Source organism: Streptomyces sp. NBC_00388 (genome assembly GCF_036061255.1).
GTDB lineage: Bacteria > Actinomycetota > Actinomycetes > Streptomycetales > Streptomycetaceae > Streptomyces.
This window is the reverse complement of the sequence record NZ_CP107948.1, coordinates 2,268,236-2,286,381: the sequence shown is the minus strand read 5'-3', so window position 1 is coordinate 2,286,381 and position 18,146 is coordinate 2,268,236. Positions and strand designations below refer to the sequence as shown.

Annotated in this window: 19 protein-coding genes; 7 read left to right on the top strand and 12 right to left on the bottom strand. The window is 69.7% G+C overall.

Annotated elements, in window-relative coordinates:
* Positions 1-72: 72 nt before the first annotated feature.
* The 4 genes from OG917_RS10440 to OG917_RS10425 form a co-directional block, all read right to left on the bottom strand.
* Positions 73-321 carry an acyl carrier protein gene (locus tag OG917_RS10440; protein ID WP_266857402.1) on the bottom strand — a complete coding sequence of 83 codons (249 nt, stop codon included), beginning with the start codon at positions 319-321 and terminating at the stop codon, positions 73-75.
* Between the two features lie 80 nt (positions 322-401).
* Positions 402-1,406 (bottom strand): ketoacyl-ACP synthase III, encoded by a 1,005-nt coding sequence (locus OG917_RS10435; RefSeq protein ID WP_328317291.1) that lies wholly within the window; start codon positions 1,404-1,406, stop codon positions 402-404.
* 15 nt (positions 1,407-1,421) lie between these two features.
* Complete coding sequence (locus OG917_RS10430; protein ID WP_328321790.1) at positions 1,422-2,360, bottom strand: ACP S-malonyltransferase; 939 nt, start codon at positions 2,358-2,360, stop codon at positions 1,422-1,424.
* A gap of 89 nt (positions 2,361-2,449) precedes the next feature.
* A complete protein-coding gene (locus OG917_RS10425) occupies positions 2,450-3,649 on the bottom strand; it encodes a PucR family transcriptional regulator (protein WP_328317290.1) in 1,200 nt (399 codons plus the stop codon).
* Positions 3,650-3,711: 62 nt separating this feature from the next.
* Here OG917_RS10425 and OG917_RS10420 point away from each other — a divergent pair, with 62 nt between their 5' ends.
* Entirely contained in the window at positions 3,712-4,359 is a 648-nt protein-coding gene (locus OG917_RS10420; protein ID WP_328321788.1) for a pirin family protein, read from the top strand.
* Here OG917_RS10420 and OG917_RS10415 read toward each other — a convergent pair.
* Both OG917_RS10415 and OG917_RS10410 read right to left on the bottom strand, forming a co-directional pair.
* The gene (locus OG917_RS10415; protein ID WP_328317289.1) at positions 4,356-4,622 is read right to left on the bottom strand and encodes a DUF397 domain-containing protein; all 267 of its coding nucleotides are present in this window, start codon (positions 4,620-4,622) and stop codon (positions 4,356-4,358) included. The two genes, OG917_RS10420 and OG917_RS10415, sit on opposite strands and share 4 nt — an antisense overlap.
* Positions 4,606-5,430: a helix-turn-helix domain-containing protein gene (locus OG917_RS10410; RefSeq protein ID WP_328317288.1), complete on the bottom strand. Its 825-nt coding sequence runs from the start codon at positions 5,428-5,430 to the stop codon at positions 4,606-4,608. The genes OG917_RS10415 and OG917_RS10410 overlap by 17 nt, the downstream gene beginning before the upstream one ends.
* An 83-nt stretch (positions 5,431-5,513) precedes the next feature.
* Here OG917_RS10410 and OG917_RS10405 point away from each other — a divergent pair, with 83 nt between their 5' ends.
* Complete coding sequence (locus tag OG917_RS10405) at positions 5,514-5,981, top strand: ATP-binding protein (protein ID WP_328317287.1); 468 nt, start codon at positions 5,514-5,516, stop codon at positions 5,979-5,981.
* Here OG917_RS10405 and OG917_RS10400 read toward each other — a convergent pair.
* Together OG917_RS10400 and OG917_RS10395 are read right to left on the bottom strand one after the other, a co-directional pair.
* On the bottom strand, positions 5,970-6,791 hold the full coding sequence (locus tag OG917_RS10400) for a serine hydrolase domain-containing protein (RefSeq protein WP_328317286.1): 822 nt from the start codon (positions 6,789-6,791) through the stop codon (positions 5,970-5,972). The two genes, OG917_RS10405 and OG917_RS10400, sit on opposite strands and share 12 nt — an antisense overlap.
* A 15-nt stretch (positions 6,792-6,806) precedes the next feature.
* Positions 6,807-7,274, bottom strand: coding sequence for a GNAT family N-acetyltransferase (locus OG917_RS10395; RefSeq protein WP_328317285.1), 468 nt, complete (start codon positions 7,272-7,274; stop codon positions 6,807-6,809).
* Positions 7,275-7,388: 114 nt separating this feature from the next.
* Between OG917_RS10395 and OG917_RS10390 the strand changes: the two genes are divergently transcribed.
* Together OG917_RS10390 and OG917_RS10385 are read left to right on the top strand one after the other, a co-directional pair.
* Positions 7,389-7,850, top strand: a complete 462-nt coding sequence (locus OG917_RS10390) for a MerR family transcriptional regulator (RefSeq protein WP_328317284.1) — start codon at positions 7,389-7,391, stop codon at positions 7,848-7,850.
* 5 nt (positions 7,851-7,855) lie between these two features.
* Entirely contained in the window at positions 7,856-8,875 is a 1,020-nt protein-coding gene (locus OG917_RS10385; protein WP_328317283.1) for an aldo/keto reductase, read from the top strand.
* Positions 8,876-8,949: 74 nt separating this feature from the next.
* Here the strand turns inward: OG917_RS10385 and OG917_RS10380 are convergent, their stop codons facing one another.
* From OG917_RS10380 to OG917_RS10370, 3 genes are all read right to left on the bottom strand, one after another.
* Positions 8,950-9,801, bottom strand: coding sequence for a DUF4429 domain-containing protein (locus OG917_RS10380; RefSeq protein WP_328317282.1), 852 nt, complete (start codon positions 9,799-9,801; stop codon positions 8,950-8,952).
* A gap of 99 nt (positions 9,802-9,900) precedes the next feature.
* On the bottom strand, positions 9,901-11,088 hold the full coding sequence (locus tag OG917_RS10375) for an alpha/beta hydrolase (RefSeq protein ID WP_328317281.1): 1,188 nt from the start codon (positions 11,086-11,088) through the stop codon (positions 9,901-9,903).
* A gap of 85 nt (positions 11,089-11,173) precedes the next feature.
* On the bottom strand, positions 11,174-11,848 hold the full coding sequence (locus tag OG917_RS10370; protein ID WP_328321785.1) for a TetR/AcrR family transcriptional regulator: 675 nt from the start codon (positions 11,846-11,848) through the stop codon (positions 11,174-11,176).
* A gap of 186 nt (positions 11,849-12,034) precedes the next feature.
* Between OG917_RS10370 and OG917_RS10365 the strand changes: the two genes are divergently transcribed.
* Together OG917_RS10365 and OG917_RS10360 are read left to right on the top strand one after the other, a co-directional pair.
* Positions 12,035-13,633 (top strand): DHA2 family efflux MFS transporter permease subunit, encoded by a 1,599-nt coding sequence (locus OG917_RS10365; protein WP_328317280.1) that lies wholly within the window; start codon positions 12,035-12,037, stop codon positions 13,631-13,633.
* 240 nt (positions 13,634-13,873) lie between these two features.
* Positions 13,874-14,305 (top strand): peptidase inhibitor family I36 protein, encoded by a 432-nt coding sequence (locus OG917_RS10360; protein WP_443059068.1) that lies wholly within the window; start codon positions 13,874-13,876, stop codon positions 14,303-14,305.
* A 93-nt stretch (positions 14,306-14,398) separates the two neighbouring features.
* Here OG917_RS10360 and aceE read toward each other — a convergent pair whose 3' ends face one another.
* Positions 14,399-17,146 carry a pyruvate dehydrogenase (acetyl-transferring), homodimeric type gene (gene aceE, locus OG917_RS10355; protein ID WP_328317277.1) on the bottom strand — a complete coding sequence of 916 codons (2,748 nt, stop codon included), beginning with the start codon at positions 17,144-17,146 and terminating at the stop codon, positions 14,399-14,401.
* A 435-nt stretch (positions 17,147-17,581) separates the two neighbouring features.
* Here aceE and OG917_RS10350 point away from each other — a divergent pair, with 435 nt between their 5' ends.
* Positions 17,582-18,022: a DUF3052 domain-containing protein gene (locus tag OG917_RS10350; protein WP_328317275.1), complete on the top strand. Its 441-nt coding sequence runs from the start codon at positions 17,582-17,584 to the stop codon at positions 18,020-18,022.
* Positions 18,023-18,146: the final 124 nt, after the last annotated feature.

The following is an 18,146-nucleotide window of genomic DNA, read 5'->3' as shown; positions in this document are numbered from 1 at the left end:
AATTTCTTCTCCACGTGTAGAGGGATCTGAATCACGGCGCCACTGCCGGGTGGCGTCAGCCGCGGGCCTGGGTCAGGCCTGGTGCTTCGAGATGTAGTCGGCAGCGTCGCCGACGGTCTTGAGGTTCTTGACGTCGTCGTCCGGGATCTTGACGTCGAAGCGCTCTTCGGCGGCGACGACGACCTCGACCATGGACAGCGAGTCGACGTCCAGGTCGTCGGTGAAGGACTTGTCCAGCTGGACGTCCTCGACCGGGATACCGGCGATCTCGTTGACGATCTCCGCGAGACCGGTGACGATCTCTTCCTGAGTGGCGGCCATGGTGGCGCTCCTTCGATGTGTAGCGGTGTGTGACGGGACTTCTGGGGGTGCTCGGACGAACCGGATTCCTCCGGAATGCCCTAGGGGAGGGTAACGACAGTCGCGGCGTAGACGAGACCCGCCCCGAAGCCGATGACCAGCGCGGTGTCCCCGCTCTTCGCCTGACCGGTCGCCAGGAGCCGCTCCATTGCGAGCGGGATCGAGGCTGCGGAGGTGTTGCCGGTGGTCTCGATGTCACGGGCGACCGTGACATGTTCCGGGAGCTTGAGGGTCTTCACCATCGAGTCGATGATCCGCATGTTGGCCTGGTGCGGGATGAAGACGTCCAGGTCTGCCGCGGCGATACCGGCCGCGTCCAGGGCCTGCTGTGCGACCTTCGCCATCTCGAAGACGGCCCAGCGGAAGACCGCCTGGCCCTCCTGGGTGATCGCGGGGAACTTCGCGCGGCCCTTGCCGTCGCGGTAGTCCGACCACGGCACGGTCTGCTTGATCGTCTCGGACTTGTCGCCCTCGGATCCCCATACCGTAGGGCCTATACGCGGCTCCTTGGAGGGGCCGACGACGACAGCGCCGGCGCCGTCACCGAAGAGGAAGGCCGTCGCGCGGTCCTCCAGGTCGGTGAGGTCGCTGAGCCGCTCGACGCCGATGACGAGCACGTACTCGGCGGACCCCTCGACGACCATGCCCTTGGCGAGCGTCAGGCCGTAGCCGAAACCGGCGCAGCCCGCCGAGATGTCGAAGGCGGCGGCCTTCTCGGTGCCGAGCTTGTGGGCGATCTCGGTCGCGATGGCCGGGGTCTGCGCGAAGTGCGAGACCGTCGACACGACCACGGCGCCGATCCGGTCCGCGGTGATACCCGCGTCCGCGATGGCCTTGCCGGAGGCCTCGATGGACATCGCGGCCACGGTCTCCTCGTCGGATGCCCAGTGGCGGGTCGCGATGCCGGAGCGGGAGCGGATCCACTCGTCGGAGGAGTCGATCGTCTCCAGGATCACCTCGTTGGGCACGACCCGGGTCGGCCGGTAGCCGCCGACTCCCATGATCCGTGCGTACGGGGCACCCTGGCTGGGCTTGATCTTCGCCATGCTCTCTCGGGCTCCTTAGGCCCCCGCCGCGTCAGCGGCAGGTGATTGGGTCTCGGCGATGAGGGCGCGAGCCGCGTCGAGGTCGTCGGGTGTCTTGAGCGCCAGCGTCCGCACACCGGGCATGGCGCGCTTGGCGATGCCCACCAGGGTCCCGCCGGGGCAGACCTCGATGAGCGCGGTGGTGCCCAGCTTCAGGGCGGTCTCCATGCACAGGTCCCAGCGGACCGGGTTCGAGACCTGGTTGACCAGCCTGGCGACGACATCGGCGCCGGTCGTGACCAGCTCGCCGTCGGCGTTCGAGAGGTACGGGACGGACGGATCGGCGACGATCAGGTCCTGTGCCGCCCTGCCGAGCCCGGCGACCGCCGGAGCCATGTGGCGGGTGTGGAAGGCACCGGCCACCTTGAGCGGCATGACCCGGCGCACCCCCTCGGGCTTGTCGTCGACGAGCGCGGCGATCTGCTCGGCGGTGCCGGCGGCGACGATCTGGCCCGCGCCGTTCACGTTCGCCGGGGTCAGCCCGAGTTTCTCCAGGTGCGGCAGCACGATCTCGGGGTCGCCGCCGAGCAGCGCGGCCATCCCGGTCTCGGTGACGGCCGCGGCCTCGGCCATGGCCAGCCCGCGGGTCCGTACGAAGCGGAGGGCGGCCGCATCGTCGAGGACGCCCGCGAAGACCGCGGCCGTGATCTCGCCGACGCTGTGCCCCGCGACGGCGCCGGGGACGAAGTCACCCAGCGCGGAGGCGGACAGCAGACCGGCCGCCACCAGCAGTGGCTGGGCCACGGCGGTGTCGCGGATCGCGTCCGCGTCGGCCTTCGTGCCGTAGTGGGCAAGGTCCAGCCCGATGGCGTCCGACCACGCGGCGACGCGGTCGGCGGCACCGGGGAGGTCGAGCCAGGGAGTCAGGAAGCCGGGCGTCTGAGCGCCTTGGCCGGGAGCGACGAGTACGAGCACCCTCACACTCTCTCTTGGGGACGGCTCCCGACGCCCGTGGGGACAGGGACGAAGAACCGTCGGGGTAATTGTCGGTGTTCGACAAAAGTCTAGAGCTGCGTATCCCCGTCGGCCAGGCGCCCCAGGATCAGAGCGATGCGCAGAGTGAACGCGGAGCGCACATCGGACGGTGACCAGCCGGTGACGTCGGTCACACGTCGGAGCCGGTAGCGAACGGTGTTGGGGTGCACGAAGAGCATCCGGGCCGCGCCCTCCAGGCTGCTCGCCTGCTCCAGGTAGACACTCAGCGTCTCCAGGAGCGCGGATCCCGCCTCCTCCAGCGGCCTGTAGATCTCCTCCACCAACTGTTCCCGCGCGGCCGGGTCCGACGCTATGGCGCGCTCCGGCAGCAGATCGTCCGCGAGCACCGGGCGCGGCGCGTCCTGCCAGGCGTAACCGGCCTTGAGCCCCGCGGCCGCCGCCTGAGCGGACCGGGTGGCGGCGAGCAGGTCGGGCACGATCGGTCCGGCGACCACAGGCCCGGCCGCATACGGGCCGATCAGGGCCTTGGCGACCTGGAGCGGATTGTCGTTGCCGCCCGCGATCACCACGAGCCGGTTGCCGAGCACGCCGGTCAGCACCTGGACCTTGGCGTGCCGCGCGGCGCGGCGGATCGCCTCGACGGTCAGTTCGCTGTCGCCCTCGGGGGCGGTGCCGAGGATCACACAGACGTGGTCGGGGGAGTTCCAGCCGAGCGCTGCGGCGCGGGACACCGCGCCCTCGTCGGCCTCGCCCGAGAGCACCGCGTTGACCACGAGGGACTCCAGCCGGGCGTCCCAGGCCCCGCGGGCCTCGGCGGCCTGCGCGTACACCTGTGCGGTCGCGAAGGCGATCTCCCTGGCGTAGACGAGCAGCGCCTCGCGGAGGATCGACTCGTCCCCGGGGGCGGCGACTTCCTCGATCGCGGTCTCCATGACCTCGATCGTGGTCCGCACCATTTCGACCGTCTGCCGCAGCGTGATGGCCCGCGTCAGTTCGCGCGGCGCGGTACCGAAGACATCGGTGGAGATCGCCTGGGGCGCCTCGGGATGCCGGAACCACTCGGTGAACGCCGCGATGCCGGCCTGCGCGACCAGCCCGATCCAGGACCGGTTCTCCGGCGGCATCGCCCGGTACCACGGCAGCGTCTCGTCCATGCGGGCGATGGCGTTCGCGGAGAGCCGGCCGGAGGACTGCTCCAGCCGCTTCAGTGTCGCGGCATGCGGATGTGCGGGAGGGGGTCCGGGCTGTGCGGTATCGGATGGGGGCACGTGGACAAGACTGCCTTATCGGGACCCCGGTTCCGCGTGGCGGGGCTACGGTGGACGCCGTGATGGATCTGCGACGCTCCGGCGAGCGCTACCGCGGGGGCGACCCCGCGGCCGGTATCGACTCCCGCCACGCCCTCTCGTTCGGCTCCTTCTACGACCCGGACAACCTGCGTTTCGGGCCGGTCCTCGCCTGCAACGAGGAGCGGCTGGCGCCCGGCGCGGGCTTCGGCGAACATCCGCACAGCCACACCGAGATCGTCACCTGGGTGGTCGAGGGCGAACTGACCCACCGCGACTCGACGGGCCGTGTCACGGTCGTGCGCGCCGGGGACGTCCAGCACCTCTCGTCGGCCGGCGGGGTGCGCCACGAGGAGCGCAACGAGGGCGGGGAGCCACTGGTCTTCCTCCAGATGTGGCTCGCGCCCCTGGAACCGGGCGGCGAGCCCGCGTACGAGATCGTGCGGGGCATCGCGGACGCCACGCCCTACGCGGTCCCGGCGGCGGGCGCCCTGCTCTCGGTCCGCAGGCCGTCCCCGGGCGAGCGGGTGGCGGTGCCGGATGCGGCGGGGGTGTACCTGCATGTCATTCGGGGTGAAGTGCGTCTCGGGAGTGCGGAGTTGGAACCGGGCGACTCGGTGCGGATCACGGGGGGCGAGGGGCTGGAGCTGGTGGCGGCGACGGCCGCCGAGGTGTTGATCTGGGAGTTCTAGCGGAGCCCGGCCACGAAGGTCTGCCAGGCTGCGGCGTGGACGAACAGGGTGGGTCCGGCCGGGTTCTTGCTGTCGCGGACCGGCACGGTACCGGGGAGGCCGGCGGCTACCTCGACGCACTCGCCGCCGGTGTTTCCGCTGTAGGACGACTTACGCCAGGCCGCGCCGTCGGTCACCGTGCACTCGACGCATTCGCCGCCGTTGGTGCCGCTGTAGGACGACTTCCGCCAGCGCGCACCGGTCAGGTCATGGCTGGTCCCCATAACGTTCCTCCATCACGCGAGCGATCAGTGCCGCCGAGTCCTCGGGGGAGAGGGCGCTGGCTTGCAGACGAGCGTAGCCGACCGAACGCTCTTTGATCACTGCTGGATTGGCCGTCATATGGCCCTGGTCGTAGCTCTCCACGTAGAAGAGGTCGGGGTCGTCGTCCAATCTCAGGAGGGTGAACGACCCCATCATCCCTGTGTGCTGGCCGACTGAGAACGGAAGGACCTGGATCTGAACCCACGGATCGTCACGGAAGTCCAACAGCCGGGCCAGTTGTCTGCGCATGATGCCCCGCCCGCCGACTTCCTGAAGCAGCACGGCCTCGCTCAGGACGATCCACAGAGCGGGCGCATGCTCCCCCTTCAGGATCCGCTGGCGGTCCAGCCGGGCCGCCACCATCTCGTCGACCTTGCTTGGGTGGTCGACGCCGAGCAGTGCCCGCGCGTACTCCTCCGTCTGCAACAGCCCGTACACCAACTGCGCCTGGTACGTGGAGATGTACGCCGCCCGCGCCTCCATCTCCGCGTACGGCTGGAACCAGGTAGGCAGCTGGCTGCGCAGGACCAGGCCGACCAGGCGGGAGAACACCCCGTCCGTGCCGAGCGCCGCGTCCACCCGTTCGGCGAAGTCGCGGGTGGGGATCTTCTTCGTGGTCTCGATCTGGCCGACCAGGGAGCCGGTGCAGAAGATGATGTCGCCGAGCTGCCCCTGCTTCAGGTCGTTGGCCTCTCGCTGCCGGCGCAGCTCCCAGCCGAAGTAGTCCAGCGGGGAAGCGCTCGGGTCGAGCGAGTGGATGTTGGCCACGTGGGCACCTCCGGCCTGCAACGCCGCGCGGCGTTCGGTTCAGTACGTAGCCGAGCGTAATCGGCGCACTGCACGCTGGTGGCATGAATGACGTAACCGGTTCCCGGGCGGACGCCGCGCAGGGCCGCTACCGTGCGGCCTTCGCGGTGAGCGAGCACTCCGCCCGGCATCTGCGCCGCATCCTGCGCATGTACCTCGCCCGCTGGGGCCTCCTCGACGTGGCCGAAGCCGCCGAACTGGCGCTCACCGAGCTGATCGCGAACGTCGTACGGCATGTCCCCGGCCGCCGCTGCCAGACGTACATCGTCCTGCTCCCGGCCGGGGGTGTGCGGGTCGAGGTCGCGGACGACTGCCCCCTGCTGCCCTGCGCGGTCATGGGTGATGAACTCGACGAGGGCGGAAGAGGGCTGCTCCTGGTCGGCGCGCTCACCGACGGCTGGGGCGTGGAGCCGCGCCGTGACGGGTGCGGCAAGACGGTGTGGTTCGAGTGCCTGACCGCGAAGCCGGCCGACACGCAGGTGCCGGCCGGGCGTGACGTGTCATCGCCCTGAGGCGACCTCCGCCAGCACCGCCTCGGTGAACGGCGGCCAGGCGTCGACCGCCCACGGCCCGAAGTCCCGGTCGGTCAGTGCCACGCAGGCGACCCCCGCCTCCGGGTCGACCCAGAGGAACGTCCCCGACTGGCCGAAGTGGCCGAAGGTGCGCGGGGACGACGAACTGCCCGTCCAGTGAGGGGACTTGGTTCCCCTGATCTCGAAGCCGAGGCCCCAGTCGTTCGGGTTCTGCAGACCGTATCCGGGCAGCACGCCCTTGAGGCCCGGGTGCACCACCGAGGTGGCCTCGGCCACGGTGCGCGGGTCGAGTAGCCGGGGCGCCTGGAGCTCGGCTGCGAACCGGGCCAGGTCGTCGGCGGTGGAGACGCCGTCCTTGGCGGGGGAGCCCTCCAGCGAGGTGTCCGCCATCCCGAGCGGTTCGAGCACCCCTTCGCGGAGGTACTCGGGGAAGGGGATACCGGTGGCAGCGGCGATGTGGTCACCGAGCGCCTCGAACCCCGCGTTGGAGTAGATCCGGCGCTCACCGGGGGGCGCCATCACCCGGTCCTCGTCGAAGGCGAGACCACTGGTGTGGGCGAGCAGATGGCGGACCGTGGAGCCGGGCGGCCCGGCCGGCTCGTCCAGCTCGACCGCGCCCTCCTCGTACGCCATGAGTGCGGCGTACGCGGCGAGCGGCTTGGTGACGGAGGCGAGCGGGAAGCGCTGCCCGGTCGGGCCGTGCGTACCGGCGACGCTGCCGTCGGCTCGTACGACTGCGGCGGCCACCGTGGGTACCGGCCAGTTCTCGGTCATCGCCAGGCTCTTCATGAGGGACGAGCCTAACTACAGCGTCAGCCGCATCGCCGGATCGGGGGTCCTGGCGAAGCCGAGAGACGCGTAGAGGGGCTCGGCACCGGCCGAAGCGCGCAGGTCGACCCTGGTCACACCGCGCTCCCGGAACCAGCCGAGCAGCGCCTCCATACAGGCGCGCGAGTACCCCCGGCGGCGCATGTCCGGGTCGGTCGCGACACTGAAGACGTAGCCGCTCGTGCCGTGCGGATTGCCCGGGCCGCCCAGCCGGTGCTCGACCGTGCCGACCACACAGGCGGCGAGACCGCCGCCCGGCCTGTCGACGACGAACGCGGTGAGATCGGCCTCCGGGTCCTTGAGCCTTCCGCGGAGCGTCTCCACAGCGGCGGGCTGCCAGCTGGTGTCCGGGTGCGGCTCGGCGGACAGGGAGTCCTGCATGAGCTTGCGCAGGCGTACGAGTTCGACGGCATCATCGGGAAGCGCGCGGCGGGCTGTGCTCATGGCCCGCGAGGTTACGGGAAGTGCCTGTGAAGTTCCCCCCGATTTCGCTTGCCTGGAGTGCACTCCAAGGATCTAGCGTTGGGGCTGTCGCGAGGATGAAGGAGCTGGGACCGCATGACTGTGACCGAGACCGTGCCCGCGCTGAGCCATGTGGACCTCTGCGCGGCGCCACCCACGGCGGGCAGGCGCCCCGACGGGCAGGACCAGTACACGATCAGCGAGGTCGTCGCCTTCACCGGTCTCAGCGCGCACACCCTGCGCTGGTACGAGAGGATCGGCCTGATGCCGCATGTCGACCGGTCGCACACCGGGCAGCGCCGCTTCACCAACCGCGACCTGGACTGGCTCAATTTCGTCGGCAAGCTGCGGCTGACCGGTATGCCGGTGGCGAAGATGGTCCGCTACGCCGAGCTCGTGCGCGTGGGCGTGACCACCTTCGAGGAACGGCAGGAGCTGCTGGAGGAGACCCGCAGGGATGTGAGGCTGCGCATCGCGGAACTCCAGGACACGCTCTCCGTGCTCGATTTCAAGATCGACTTTTACGCGGACGCCCGGCGGGCGTCGGAGAGGTTCTGAACCTGATGAGCATCGAAAAGATCGACAGGGTACGGCTCGGCCAGGACGGTCCCGAGGTCGGCGTGCAGGGCTTCGGCGCCATGGGCATCAGCGAGTTCTACGGGGAGACCGACGAGACGGCGGCCAGGGACACCCTGGAGGCCACCGTCGAGGCCGGTGTCACCCTGATCGACACGGCGGACATCTACGGGCAGGGCGCCAACGAGACGTTCCTGGCCCCGTTCGTCGCCGCGCACCGCGACGAGATCACGCTGGCCACCAAGTTCTCCATCGAGCGACGCGCCGACGACCCGCATTACCGGGGCGTCCGCAACGACGCCCCGTACATCCGGCAGGCCGTCGAGGCGAGCCTGCGCCGCCTGAACGTGGACGTCATCGACCTCTACTACATGCACCGCCGCAACCCCGATGTGCCGCTGGCCGAGTCCGTCGGCGCGATGGGCGAGCTGGTGGCGGCGGGCAAGGTCAAGTACCTGGGGCTGAGCGAGGTGACCGGCGCCGAGCTGCGCGAGGCGCACGGCGTGCATCCCATCACCGCCGTGCAGTCCGAGTGGTCGCTGTTCAGCCGCGACGTGGAGCTGAGCCTGATCGGTGCCGCCGCGGAGCTCGGGGTGGGCATCGTGCCGTACTCCCCGCTCGGCCGGGGCTTCCTCACCGGGTCGTTCGCTGACGCGTCCAAGGACCTCGGGGGCGGCGACTTCCGGCAGTTCCAGCCCCGCTTCACCGGTGACAACGCCAAGGCCAACGCGGCGCTCCTGGAGCCGGTGCACAAGATCGCGGCGGCGCACGGCGCGACGGCCGCGCAGGTGGCCCTCGCGTGGGTGCAGCAGCGTGCCGAGGCCCACGGTCTCTCTGCGGTCGTGCCGATCCCCGGCACCCGCAAGCGGACCCGGCTCCTGGAGAACACCGGCGCCACCCGGCTGAGGCTGACCGCCGGGGAGCTGGCGCTCCTCGAACCGATCGCGGGCGAGGTCAAGGGTGACCGCTACCCGGACATGTCCTCGACATCGGCGGCGCGCGAGTAGCCGTACCGGAAGGTGACGCCGGAGGGGGGCCCGCGCCGCGCGGGCCCCCCTCCGGCGTCCCTCACCGACGGCGCTTACAGCTCCGCGAGCAGCTCGGCCTTCTTCGCGCTGAACTCGTCGTCCGTGACCAGTCCTGAGGTGTGCAGCTCGCCCAGGTGCCGTATCCGCTCGGCGATGTCGGCCGGATCCCGCCGGCCGGTGGCGATGGCGGGCACCGGCACCGGCTTCGCGTGACGGGCCGCGCCCAGGACCGCGGCGGCGAAGGGCAGTGACTCGTGGACCGGTCCGTAACCGAGCCCGAAGACGACCGCCGCGGGGTCCTGATCGGCCTGCGCCGCATCCGGTCCGCCCTGCCGCAGCACGCGCAGGTATCCGTCGGCGGTCTGGGGGGAGCGCCAGTCCACACCGGTCAGCTCGGCCACCGCGAAGCTCTGGTCGCCGCACTTCCACTTGGCCGACGACGCACCGGTCCTGGACCACCGGAACGAGACCCGCGATCCGTCGAAGGACGCCTTGCCGTCGTACGCCTTGAAGTGGAGCGGCCCCTCGGGCGCCGCCACCAGGAACCGGTCGGCCGGGTCCGCGGCGTCGGGCACCAGCCGCGCCGTCAGCTCGTCCGCGTACTGCTCCGCCAGCGTCCGCTGCGCGGCGGGCAGCACCAGCCGGTACGGATCGCACCCCTCCTTGAGCTGACCCGAAGCGGCCTCCATCAGAGGGTCCGCTCCCGCGCGCGGCTCCACGCGCAGCACCACCGTCCCCCGTCTGCCCTCGGTCACCGTCACCGATCCCAGCGCTTCGTGCGGGATACATCGCTGACGCAGCGCCTGGAAGAGCCTCGGCGTGCGGATTCCCCGTTCGAAGCGGATGAGCACGGAGTCGGTCGTGAACTCCCAGGTGGCTTGAATTCCCGCCAGTACTTCACCCATGTGCCACATCGTAGGTGGCGGGCGGCTGCGCGTCGCCCCTCTGCGACGTACCTGATGTACAGGTATCTACGCGCGTGAACCCCCTCAGTCACCGCAAAATCAGCTGTGACAGGTGTCCCCGCCGTTCGCACACGTCACCGAGTCGATCGCGCCGGTGCCGACTGCCGCGAAGTTGTGCAGACTTTCGGTTCCGGGCGTGAAATAACCGGTGTGGCCCTGAGCCGCGCCCGCCGACACGACACGCGCGCCGAACTGCGGCGAGACGGGGTCGGCGCCGTGGCCGAGGCCGCCGACGTCCAGATGCGGGACGTCCTGGATCCAGTCGTCGCTGTCCCGCATCGCCCACACCCGCGCGTCCGTGTTCAGTTGTGCGGCGTTCTCGACGCGCATCCCCGGGCTCCCGGCGACCGCGATGTCACTGACCCGCGACGGGAGTGTGGGAGCGGCGACACCGCAGAGGACCGACCCGTAGCTGTGGCAGAAGAGTGCGACGGGTGCGTTGCCGGGCAGTGCGTCGACGAGCGCGTGCAGCCGCAGCGAGCCCTCGGCGGCGAGCCGGCCGATCGCGGCGTCCACGCCGATGCCGACCGGCGCCGTGTAGTCGGCCCAGGCGATGACGGCGGTGCGCGACCCGGGGGCCGCGCTGCGCTCGGCGCCGTACAGCGACGTCGCCATGCCGACCGGCGCCGTGTAGTAGGCGCGCTGCGACTTCTGGAAGGTCATCAGGTTGGTGTCGACACCGGGCACCACGATGGAGATGTGCCGGGCCTGTTGCAGATCGCCCATCACCTCGGCGACCCGGCCGGTGCCGGTCGGGTCGAAGGAGAGGATCTGACGGTCCGGCTGTGCCAGCGCGTTGTAGCGGTCATAGGTCTGGAGCGCGTCCTGCTGGCCGACCTTGTTCAGCGTGGGGTCGGTCAGCCGGGTGTGTTCCTGCGCGGCGGCCTGCTTCAGCGCGTGCCGGTTCGCGTCGTACCGCAGGGTCACCGGGGCGCCGTTGAGATTGCCGACCACCAGCGGGTAGCGGTCGGCGAGCCGGTGCCGGTCGCCGGCGTCGAGCGACGCGAAGAAACCCGCCAGCCGGTGGGATGACGCGGTGGCCGACGGGAGATGGTGACCCGCGATGGAGCCTCTGCCCCAGGCGGCCAGCGCGGCTTGGCGGGGTCCGGCGGTTCTCTGGTGGTGCACGGCGGTCCAGCCGGTCGTGGCCAGCATGACGAACACCACCGCGAGCGCGAGGAACGTGCGCCAGACGGTGAGAGTGGGGGAGGAGTCGAAGGAAGTCACTGCCCGCCACCCTAGGAGACGGGGAAGCGCGCTTGCGAAGTCAGTGAGGTACCTCACGTTTCAGAAGGGGAATGTATCCGAATGGCTACAGTCCGTGTGCGTCTTTCGTACGCCAGTTCCCGGCCAGTGCCGGCCCGATCTGGTCGAGGTGAGTGAGGGTGACGGCCCGCATGGACGCGATGCTCAGGTCCTCGCCCTGCCCCCAGATCCGGCCGGTCGCCCGCATCACCCCGTCGAACGCCGCGACGGCCACCCGCGGTCGCGGATCGGTGTCCACGTCGAGCCCCTCGCGCACGGCGATCAGATGGGCGATCCGGTCCTCCAGCTCGGCCGAGCGGCGCAGATGGATCGCGAGCAGGGCGGGGGAGGACTCGATGACCTGGCAGATCCGCATGTAGAGGTCGACGGGAACGACGTCCTCGATGGTCAGGCTGATGCTGTCCCAGGAGGCGAGCACCGCGCCGCGCATCGCCTCGAACGGGCTCTCGTGCGCCGGGCGGGACTCCAGGGCGGTGAAGAACTGCGACTCCACCAGATCGTGCACCGCGAAGGCGGCCTCCTCCTTGCTGGCGAAGTAGCGGAAGAAGGTGCGCTGGGACACCTCGACGGCGTCGGCGATCTCGTCAATGGTCGTCTGCTCGTACCCCTTGGTTGTGAAGAGTTCGAGCGCGACGCGCAGCAGGGCCTCGCGGGTGCGCTGTTTCTTGCGCTCCCGCAGTCCGGCCGGCGCGCCCGGCGCCGGCGGCTCCGTCTGCTCCATCGTCACGTGCTGTTCCTCTTTCGGTGGGGGGCAGGGCACGGCGTGCGCGGTGTGGGGGCGCTCCGACCCTGAACTGCACCCGGTTTCAGGTGCTTTGTCGTCCCAGGTTACCTGTGAGCTACGTGACAGCTACCGACTTGTGAAATGGTTTGTCAACTGTCAGCGGCTGACACTATTCTGACTCTTATGACTAGTCAGACCACTGTCGACCCGGCGCCGCAGGATATTGCGGCACCGCCGGTCAAGGGGCTCCGCGGCCACCCTTGGCTGACGCTCTTCTCCGTGGCCATCGGCGTGATGATGGTCGCGCTCGACGGCACGATCGTCGCGATCGCCAACCCGGCCATCCAGAAGGATCTCGGGGCCACCTTCGCCCAGATCCAGTGGATCACCAATGGCTACTTCCTCGCCCTGGCGGTGGCGCTGATCACCGCGGGCAAGCTCGGTGACCGGTTCGGGCACCGTCAGACGTTCCTCATCGGCGTGATCGGCTTCGCTGCCGCGTCCGGAGCCATCGGCTTCTCCGACAGCGTCAGCCTGGTCGTGACCTTCCGGGTCCTCCAGGGGCTGTTCGGCGCGCTGCTGATGCCGGCCGCGCTCGGCCTGCTGCGCGCCACCTTCCCCGCCGAGAAGCTCAACATGGCCATCGGCCTCTGGGGCATGGTCATCGGCGCCTCGACAGCGGGCGGCCCGATCATCGGCGGTCTGCTCGTCCAGCACGTCAGCTGGCAGTCGGTCTTCTTCATCAATGTGCCGGTCGGTGTGATCGCGCTCGTCGTGGGTGCGGTGATCCTCAAGGACCACCGTGCGAAGAACGCCCCGAAGTCCTTCGACATCCTGGGCATCGTGCTGCTGTCGGCGGCCATGTTCTGTCTGGTCTGGGCGCTCATCAAGGCGCCGGCGTGGGGCTGGGGCGACGGCAAGGTCTGGATGTTCCTGGCCGTCTCGGTGGTCTGCTTCGCGGCCTTCGCGTTCTGGGAGACGAAGGTCAGGGAGCCGCTCATCCCGATGGCGCTCTTCCGCTCCGTACCGCTCTCCGCCGGTGTGGTGCTGATGGTCCTCATGGCCATCGCCTTCATGGGCGGCCTCTTCTTCGTCACGTTCTACCTCCAGAACGTGCACGGCATGAGCCCGGTCGACGCCGGACTCCATCTGCTGCCGCTCACCGGCATGATGATCGTCGCCTCCCCGCTCGCGGGCGCGGTGATCACCAAGCTCGGTCCGCGTATCCCGCTGGCCGGCGGCATGCTCTGCACGGCGGTCGCGATGTACGGCATGTCCACGCTGGAGACCGACACCGGCAGCGTCCCGATGTCGATCTGGTTCGCGCTGCTCGGTATGGGCCTGGCCCCGGTCATGGTCGGCGCCACCGAGGTCATCGTCGGCAACGCTCCGATGGAGCTCTCCGGCGTGGCGGGCGGGCTCCAGCAGGCCGCCATGCAGATCGGCGGCAGCCTCGGTACGGCGGTGCTCGGCGCGGTCATGGCCTCCAAGGTCGACAGCGCCCTGCCGGTCAACTGGGCGGACGCCAAACTTCCCCCGTTCGGGCCCGGTCAGCTGGACCAGGCGTCGCAGGCCGTACAGGTCGGCATGGCACCGGTGCCGCCGCACGCACCGGCAGGACTCGCCGCGAAGATCACCGGCGTCGCGCACGACACGTTCATGTCCGGCATGGGCCTGGCCTGCCTGGTCGCCACCGGAGTGGCCGTCGTGGCCATCTTCGTGGCCCTCCTCACCAAGCGCGGCGACAACCCGGAGGCAGCCGCGGGAGCGGCCCACATCTGAGGTCTCCCGCGTCAACTCCGCGCCACCACAGCCCCGCCGGACGCTTCCGGCGGGGCTGTCGCCTATCAGGGTGGTGCGCGCGGTGTGCTCTTCCGGCGGCGTGTGACCGCGGGCGATGCTGCGGGTCGGTCGATCGAGCGATCGATCCGTACGACGCACCGGACGTCGCGTACGCGACGCCTCACACGGGGGATCATCATGAACACCGCACGCACCGAGAACGCCACACCCGCGCAGCCCATGGCACCCACCGGGGACAACCCGGCCGCGGTCGGTATCCGCAGGGCACTGCTCCGCACGACCGTCGCGGCCGGAATCCTCACGGCCACCGTGCTCGCCGCGCCCCAGGCACTCGTACCGCACACCGCGCTGGCCGCCTCGCGGCCCCGGATGGGGGAGTGCGCCACCGGCGAGCTCTGCCTCTGGGAGAAGGACGGTTTCAAGGGCGCCCGCCGGGTCTACGACCTCGCGGGCACCGGCATCGAGAGCTGTACGCCGCTCCCTGCGGGGGCGACCGCCCGGTCCGTCGCCAACCGCACCGGCCGGCCGGTCACCACGTACCAGTCCGCGGAGTGCGAGGAGACGGGTGAGTTCGAGACGTACCCGGGAGGCGGCACCTGGCTGCCGGACTCCCCCTACCAGGTGAGGGCGTTCAAGATCTGGGAGAGCTGAGCCCGCCGGGGCGCAGGCCGCTCCCGGACACACGGAGCAGGGGGCGGCGGGACCCGCGGGTCCCGCCGCCCCCTGTGTCGTCCGTGGTGGTGGCTACGCGTCGCCGCCCGCCACACCCGGATCGGCCGACGTCACATCCAGGAGCTGGTAGCGGTCGATGGCCTGCTTCAGCGCCGACCGGTCCACCTTGCCCTGCTTGGCCAGCTCGGTGAGGACCGAGACAACGATCGACTGCGCGTCGATATGGAAGAAGCGCCGCGCGGCGCCCCGGGTGTCGGCGAAGCCGAAGCCGTCGGCTCCCAGCGACTGGTAAGGACCCGGCACCCAGCGGGCGATCTGGTCCGGCACCGAGCGCATCCAGTCCGAGACGGCCACGAACGGACCGTCCGAACCGGAGAGCTTCCGCGTGACGTACGGGACGCGCTGCTCCTCCTCGGGGTGGAGGAGATTGTGCTGCTCCACCTCCACGGCCTCGCGGCGCAGCTCGTTCCAGGAGGTCGCCGACCAGACATCGGCCTTCACGTCCCACTCGTCGGCGAGGATCCGCTGGGCCTCGACGGCCCAGGGGACGGCCACACCGGACGCCATGATCTGCGCCGGGATCCGCCCCTGCTCGCCCCGCCGGTAGCAGTGGATGCCCTGGAGGATGCCCTCGACATCGACATCGGCGGGCTCCGCCGGGTGCTGGATCGGCTCGTTGTAGACGGTGAGGTAGTAGAAGACGTCCTCGCCGGCCCTGCCGTCGGCCGTCTCGCCGTACATCCGGCGCAGACCGTCCTGGACGATGTGCGCGATCTCGAAGCCGAACGCCGGGTCGTAGGCGACACAGGCCGGGTTGGTCGACGCGAGCAGCTGCGAGTGGCCGTCCGCGTGCTGGAGGCCCTCGCCCGTCAGCGTGGTCCGCCCCGCGGTCGCGCCCAGCACGAAGCCGCGGGCCAGCTGGTCGGCCATCTGCCAGAACTGGTCGCCGGTGCGCTGGAACCCGAACATCGAGTAGAAGACGTACACCGGGATCAGCGGCTCGCCGTGCGTGGCGTACGCCGAACCGGCCGCGATCAGCGACGCCGTGCAGCCGGCCTCGGAGATGCCGTCGTGCAGCATCTGCCCGGTCGGCGACTCCTTGTACGCGAGGAGCAGCTCGCGGTCCACCGACTCGTACTGCTGGCCGAGCGGATTGTAGATCTTCGCACTCGGGAAGAACGCGTCCATACCGAAGGTGCGGTACTCGTCGGGGGCGATCAGCACGAAGCGCTTGCCGATCTCCTTGTCCCGCATGAGGTCCTTCAGGACGCGGACGAACGCCATGGTGGTGGCGATCGACTGCTGGCCCGAACCCTTCTTCGCGGTGGCATACGTCTTGTCGGCGGGGAGCGGCAGCGGTTTGGCGCGCACCACCCTGGTCGGTACGTAACCACCGCAGGACGTGCGGTGGTCGTGCATGTACTGGATCTCTTCGGAGTCCCGGCCCGGGTGGTAGTACGGCGGGTTCCCGTCCTCCAGCTCCTTGTCCGCGATCGGCAGGTGCAGCCGGTCCCGGAAGCGCTTGAGGTCGTCCGCCGTCAGCTTCTTCATCTGGTGGGTCGCGTTGCGGCCCTCGAAGTTCGGCCCCAGCGTCCAGCCCTTGATCGTCTGGGCGAGGATCACCGTCGGCTGGCCCTTGTGCGCCTTGGCCGCCGTGTAGGCCGCGAAGACCTTCCGGTGGTCGTGCCCGCCGCGTCCGAGGTGCAGGATCTGCTCGTCGGACATGTTCTCGACCATCTTGCGCAGCCGCTGGTCGGTACCGAAGAAGTGCTCACGGATGTAGGCACCGCTCTCGGTGGCGTACGTCTGGAACTGCCCGTCAGGCGTGGTGTTCATCTTGTTGACCAGGGTGCCGTCGCGGTCCTGGGCCAGCAGCGGGTCCCAGCTCCGGTCCCAGACGAGCTTGATGACGTTCCAGCCCGCGCCGCGGAACTGCGACTCCAGCTCCTGGATGATCTTGCCGTTGCCGCGCACCGGGCCGTCGAGGCGCTGGAGGTTGCAGTTGACGACGAAGGTCAGATTGTCCAGGCCCTCACGGGCGGCGATGGAGAGCTGGCCCAGCGACTCGGGCTCGTCCATCTCGCCGTCGCCGAGGTAGGCCCAGACGTGCGACTTGGAGGTGTCCGCGATCCCGCGCGCCTCCATGTAGCGGTTCATCCGCGCCTGGTAGATCGCGCCGAGCGGGCCGAGGCCCATCGAGACGGTCGGGAACTCCCAGAAGTCCGGCATCAGCCGCGGGTGCGGGTAGCTGGAGAGCCCGTACGGAGCCTTCGACTTCTCCTGGCGGAACCCGTCGAGCTGCTGTTCCGAGAGCCGGTCGAGCAGGAAGGCACGGGCATAGATACCGGGGGACGCGTGCCCCTGGAAGAAGACCTGGTCGCCGCCGAGGCCGTCGTCCTTGCCGCGGAAGAAGTGGTTGAAGCCCACGTCGTAGAGGGAGGCCGACGAGGCGAAGGTGGCGATGTGGCCGCCGACCCCGATACCGGGACGCTGGGCCCGCGAGACCATCACGGCCGCGTTCCAGCGCGTGGCGTTCAGGACCTTGCGCTCGATCTCCTCGTTGCCGGGGAAGAACGGCTCGTCCTTGGTGGCGATGGTGTTCACGTAGTCCGTGCTGCGCATCTCGGGCACGGCGACACGCTTCTCGCGCGCGCGTTCGATCAGGCGGAGCATCAGATAGCGCGCACGGTCACGGCCGCGCTCGTCGACGGCGGCGTCGAGGGAGTCGAGCCATTCCTGGGTCTCTTCGGGGTCGAAGTCCGGGACCTGGCTCGGAAGGCCGCCAATGATGATCGGGGTGCGATCGGATCCGGAAACCACGCTGTTCCTTCGCTGTTCGGTGGTGCGGTATCGGGACGTACGCCGCCACCATCGTGTACCGCCGGGACGCTGACGTCATCTCTACCGAGGGGTAACCGCTGCTCGGCGGGACATCCCGTCCGGAGGCCGTTGCTGGGTCCGGCGAAATCGCAACCCTACGCCCGACCCGCTCAGACATTCCCCGGAGGATCCGGGGCACAATTGACGTATCCGGAGGCGCGGAACCCCCGCAAATACGGATGAACAGTGTGGGATGAATCACCAGAGGCCGTCAGAACCTGCCTGAGGTCGGGACGAGGTGCCAGGAAACGTCACCGTTTCGGCTGTCTCGACCGCTGGGTACTTGCGCGATCGGTCCCGCCCGTGTGGACTACGGCCAACGCCCCGCGCACGCGCGTGGCTGGTGCATTTCCAAAAACGATCAGGAGGCAAACCGTGAGCGCGACCGCGGACCACGCGGAGGAGCGGACCAATCAGGCAGCACGCCTGGGGTTCGAGCCCGGACAAGTGGTCCAGGAGATCGGCTACGACGAAGACGTCGAGCAGGAACTCCGTGAGGGTATTGAGAGCGTCATCGGCCAGGAACTCGTCGACGAGGACTACGACGACGTGGCTGACGCTGTCGTCTTGTGGTTCCGCGACGAGGACGGCGACCTTACGGACGCGCTGGTGGACGCCATCGGTCTGGTCGACGACGGCGGCGCGGTATGGCTGCTGACCCCCAAGACGGGCCGTGACGGTTACGTCGAGCCGAGTGACATCAACGAGGCATCTCAGACGGCAGGTCTTGCCCAGACCAAGAGCATCAACGCCGGCAAGGACTGGACGGGAAGCCGTCTCGTCACCCCGAAGGTGGCAAGGTCCGGCAAGCGCTGAGTCGCCACAAGCCCCGAGAAGCCCCCGCCGGCCGTCCTGCCGGCGGGGGCTTCTCCCTGTCCCGGTCCGCCCCGGCGGCCGGGGCGGACCGGGGGCCGGGGTCATAGGGTGGACATCATTCGAA

Coding starts and splice junctions, on each gene's coding strand:
- OG917_RS10440 (WP_266857402.1), bottom strand. CDS start 321: ATGGCCGCCACTCAGGAAGAGATCGTCACCGGTCTCGCGGAGATCGTC.
- OG917_RS10435 (WP_328317291.1), bottom strand. CDS start 1,406: ATGGCGAAGATCAAGCCCAGCCAGGGTGCCCCGTACGCACGGATCATG.
- OG917_RS10420 (WP_328321788.1), top strand. CDS start 3,712: ATGGATCTGCGACGCTCCGGCGAGCGCTACCGCGGGGGCGACCCCGCG.
- OG917_RS10415 (WP_328317289.1), bottom strand. CDS start 4,622: ATGGGGACCAGCCATGACCTGACCGGTGCGCGCTGGCGGAAGTCGTCC.
- OG917_RS10405 (WP_328317287.1), top strand. CDS start 5,514: ATGAATGACGTAACCGGTTCCCGGGCGGACGCCGCGCAGGGCCGCTAC.
- OG917_RS10400 (WP_328317286.1), bottom strand. CDS start 6,791: ATGAAGAGCCTGGCGATGACCGAGAACTGGCCGGTACCCACGGTGGCC.
- OG917_RS10395 (WP_328317285.1), bottom strand. CDS start 7,274: ATGAGCACAGCCCGCCGCGCGCTTCCCGATGATGCCGTCGAACTCGTA.
- OG917_RS10390 (WP_328317284.1), top strand. CDS start 7,389: ATGACTGTGACCGAGACCGTGCCCGCGCTGAGCCATGTGGACCTCTGC.
- OG917_RS10385 (WP_328317283.1), top strand. CDS start 7,856: ATGAGCATCGAAAAGATCGACAGGGTACGGCTCGGCCAGGACGGTCCC.
- OG917_RS10380 (WP_328317282.1), bottom strand. CDS start 9,801: ATGGGTGAAGTACTGGCGGGAATTCAAGCCACCTGGGAGTTCACGACC.
- OG917_RS10370 (WP_328321785.1), bottom strand. CDS start 11,848: ATGGAGCAGACGGAGCCGCCGGCGCCGGGCGCGCCGGCCGGACTGCGG.
- OG917_RS10365 (WP_328317280.1), top strand. CDS start 12,035: ATGACTAGTCAGACCACTGTCGACCCGGCGCCGCAGGATATTGCGGCA.
- OG917_RS10360 (WP_443059068.1), top strand. CDS start 13,874: ATGGCACCCACCGGGGACAACCCGGCCGCGGTCGGTATCCGCAGGGCA.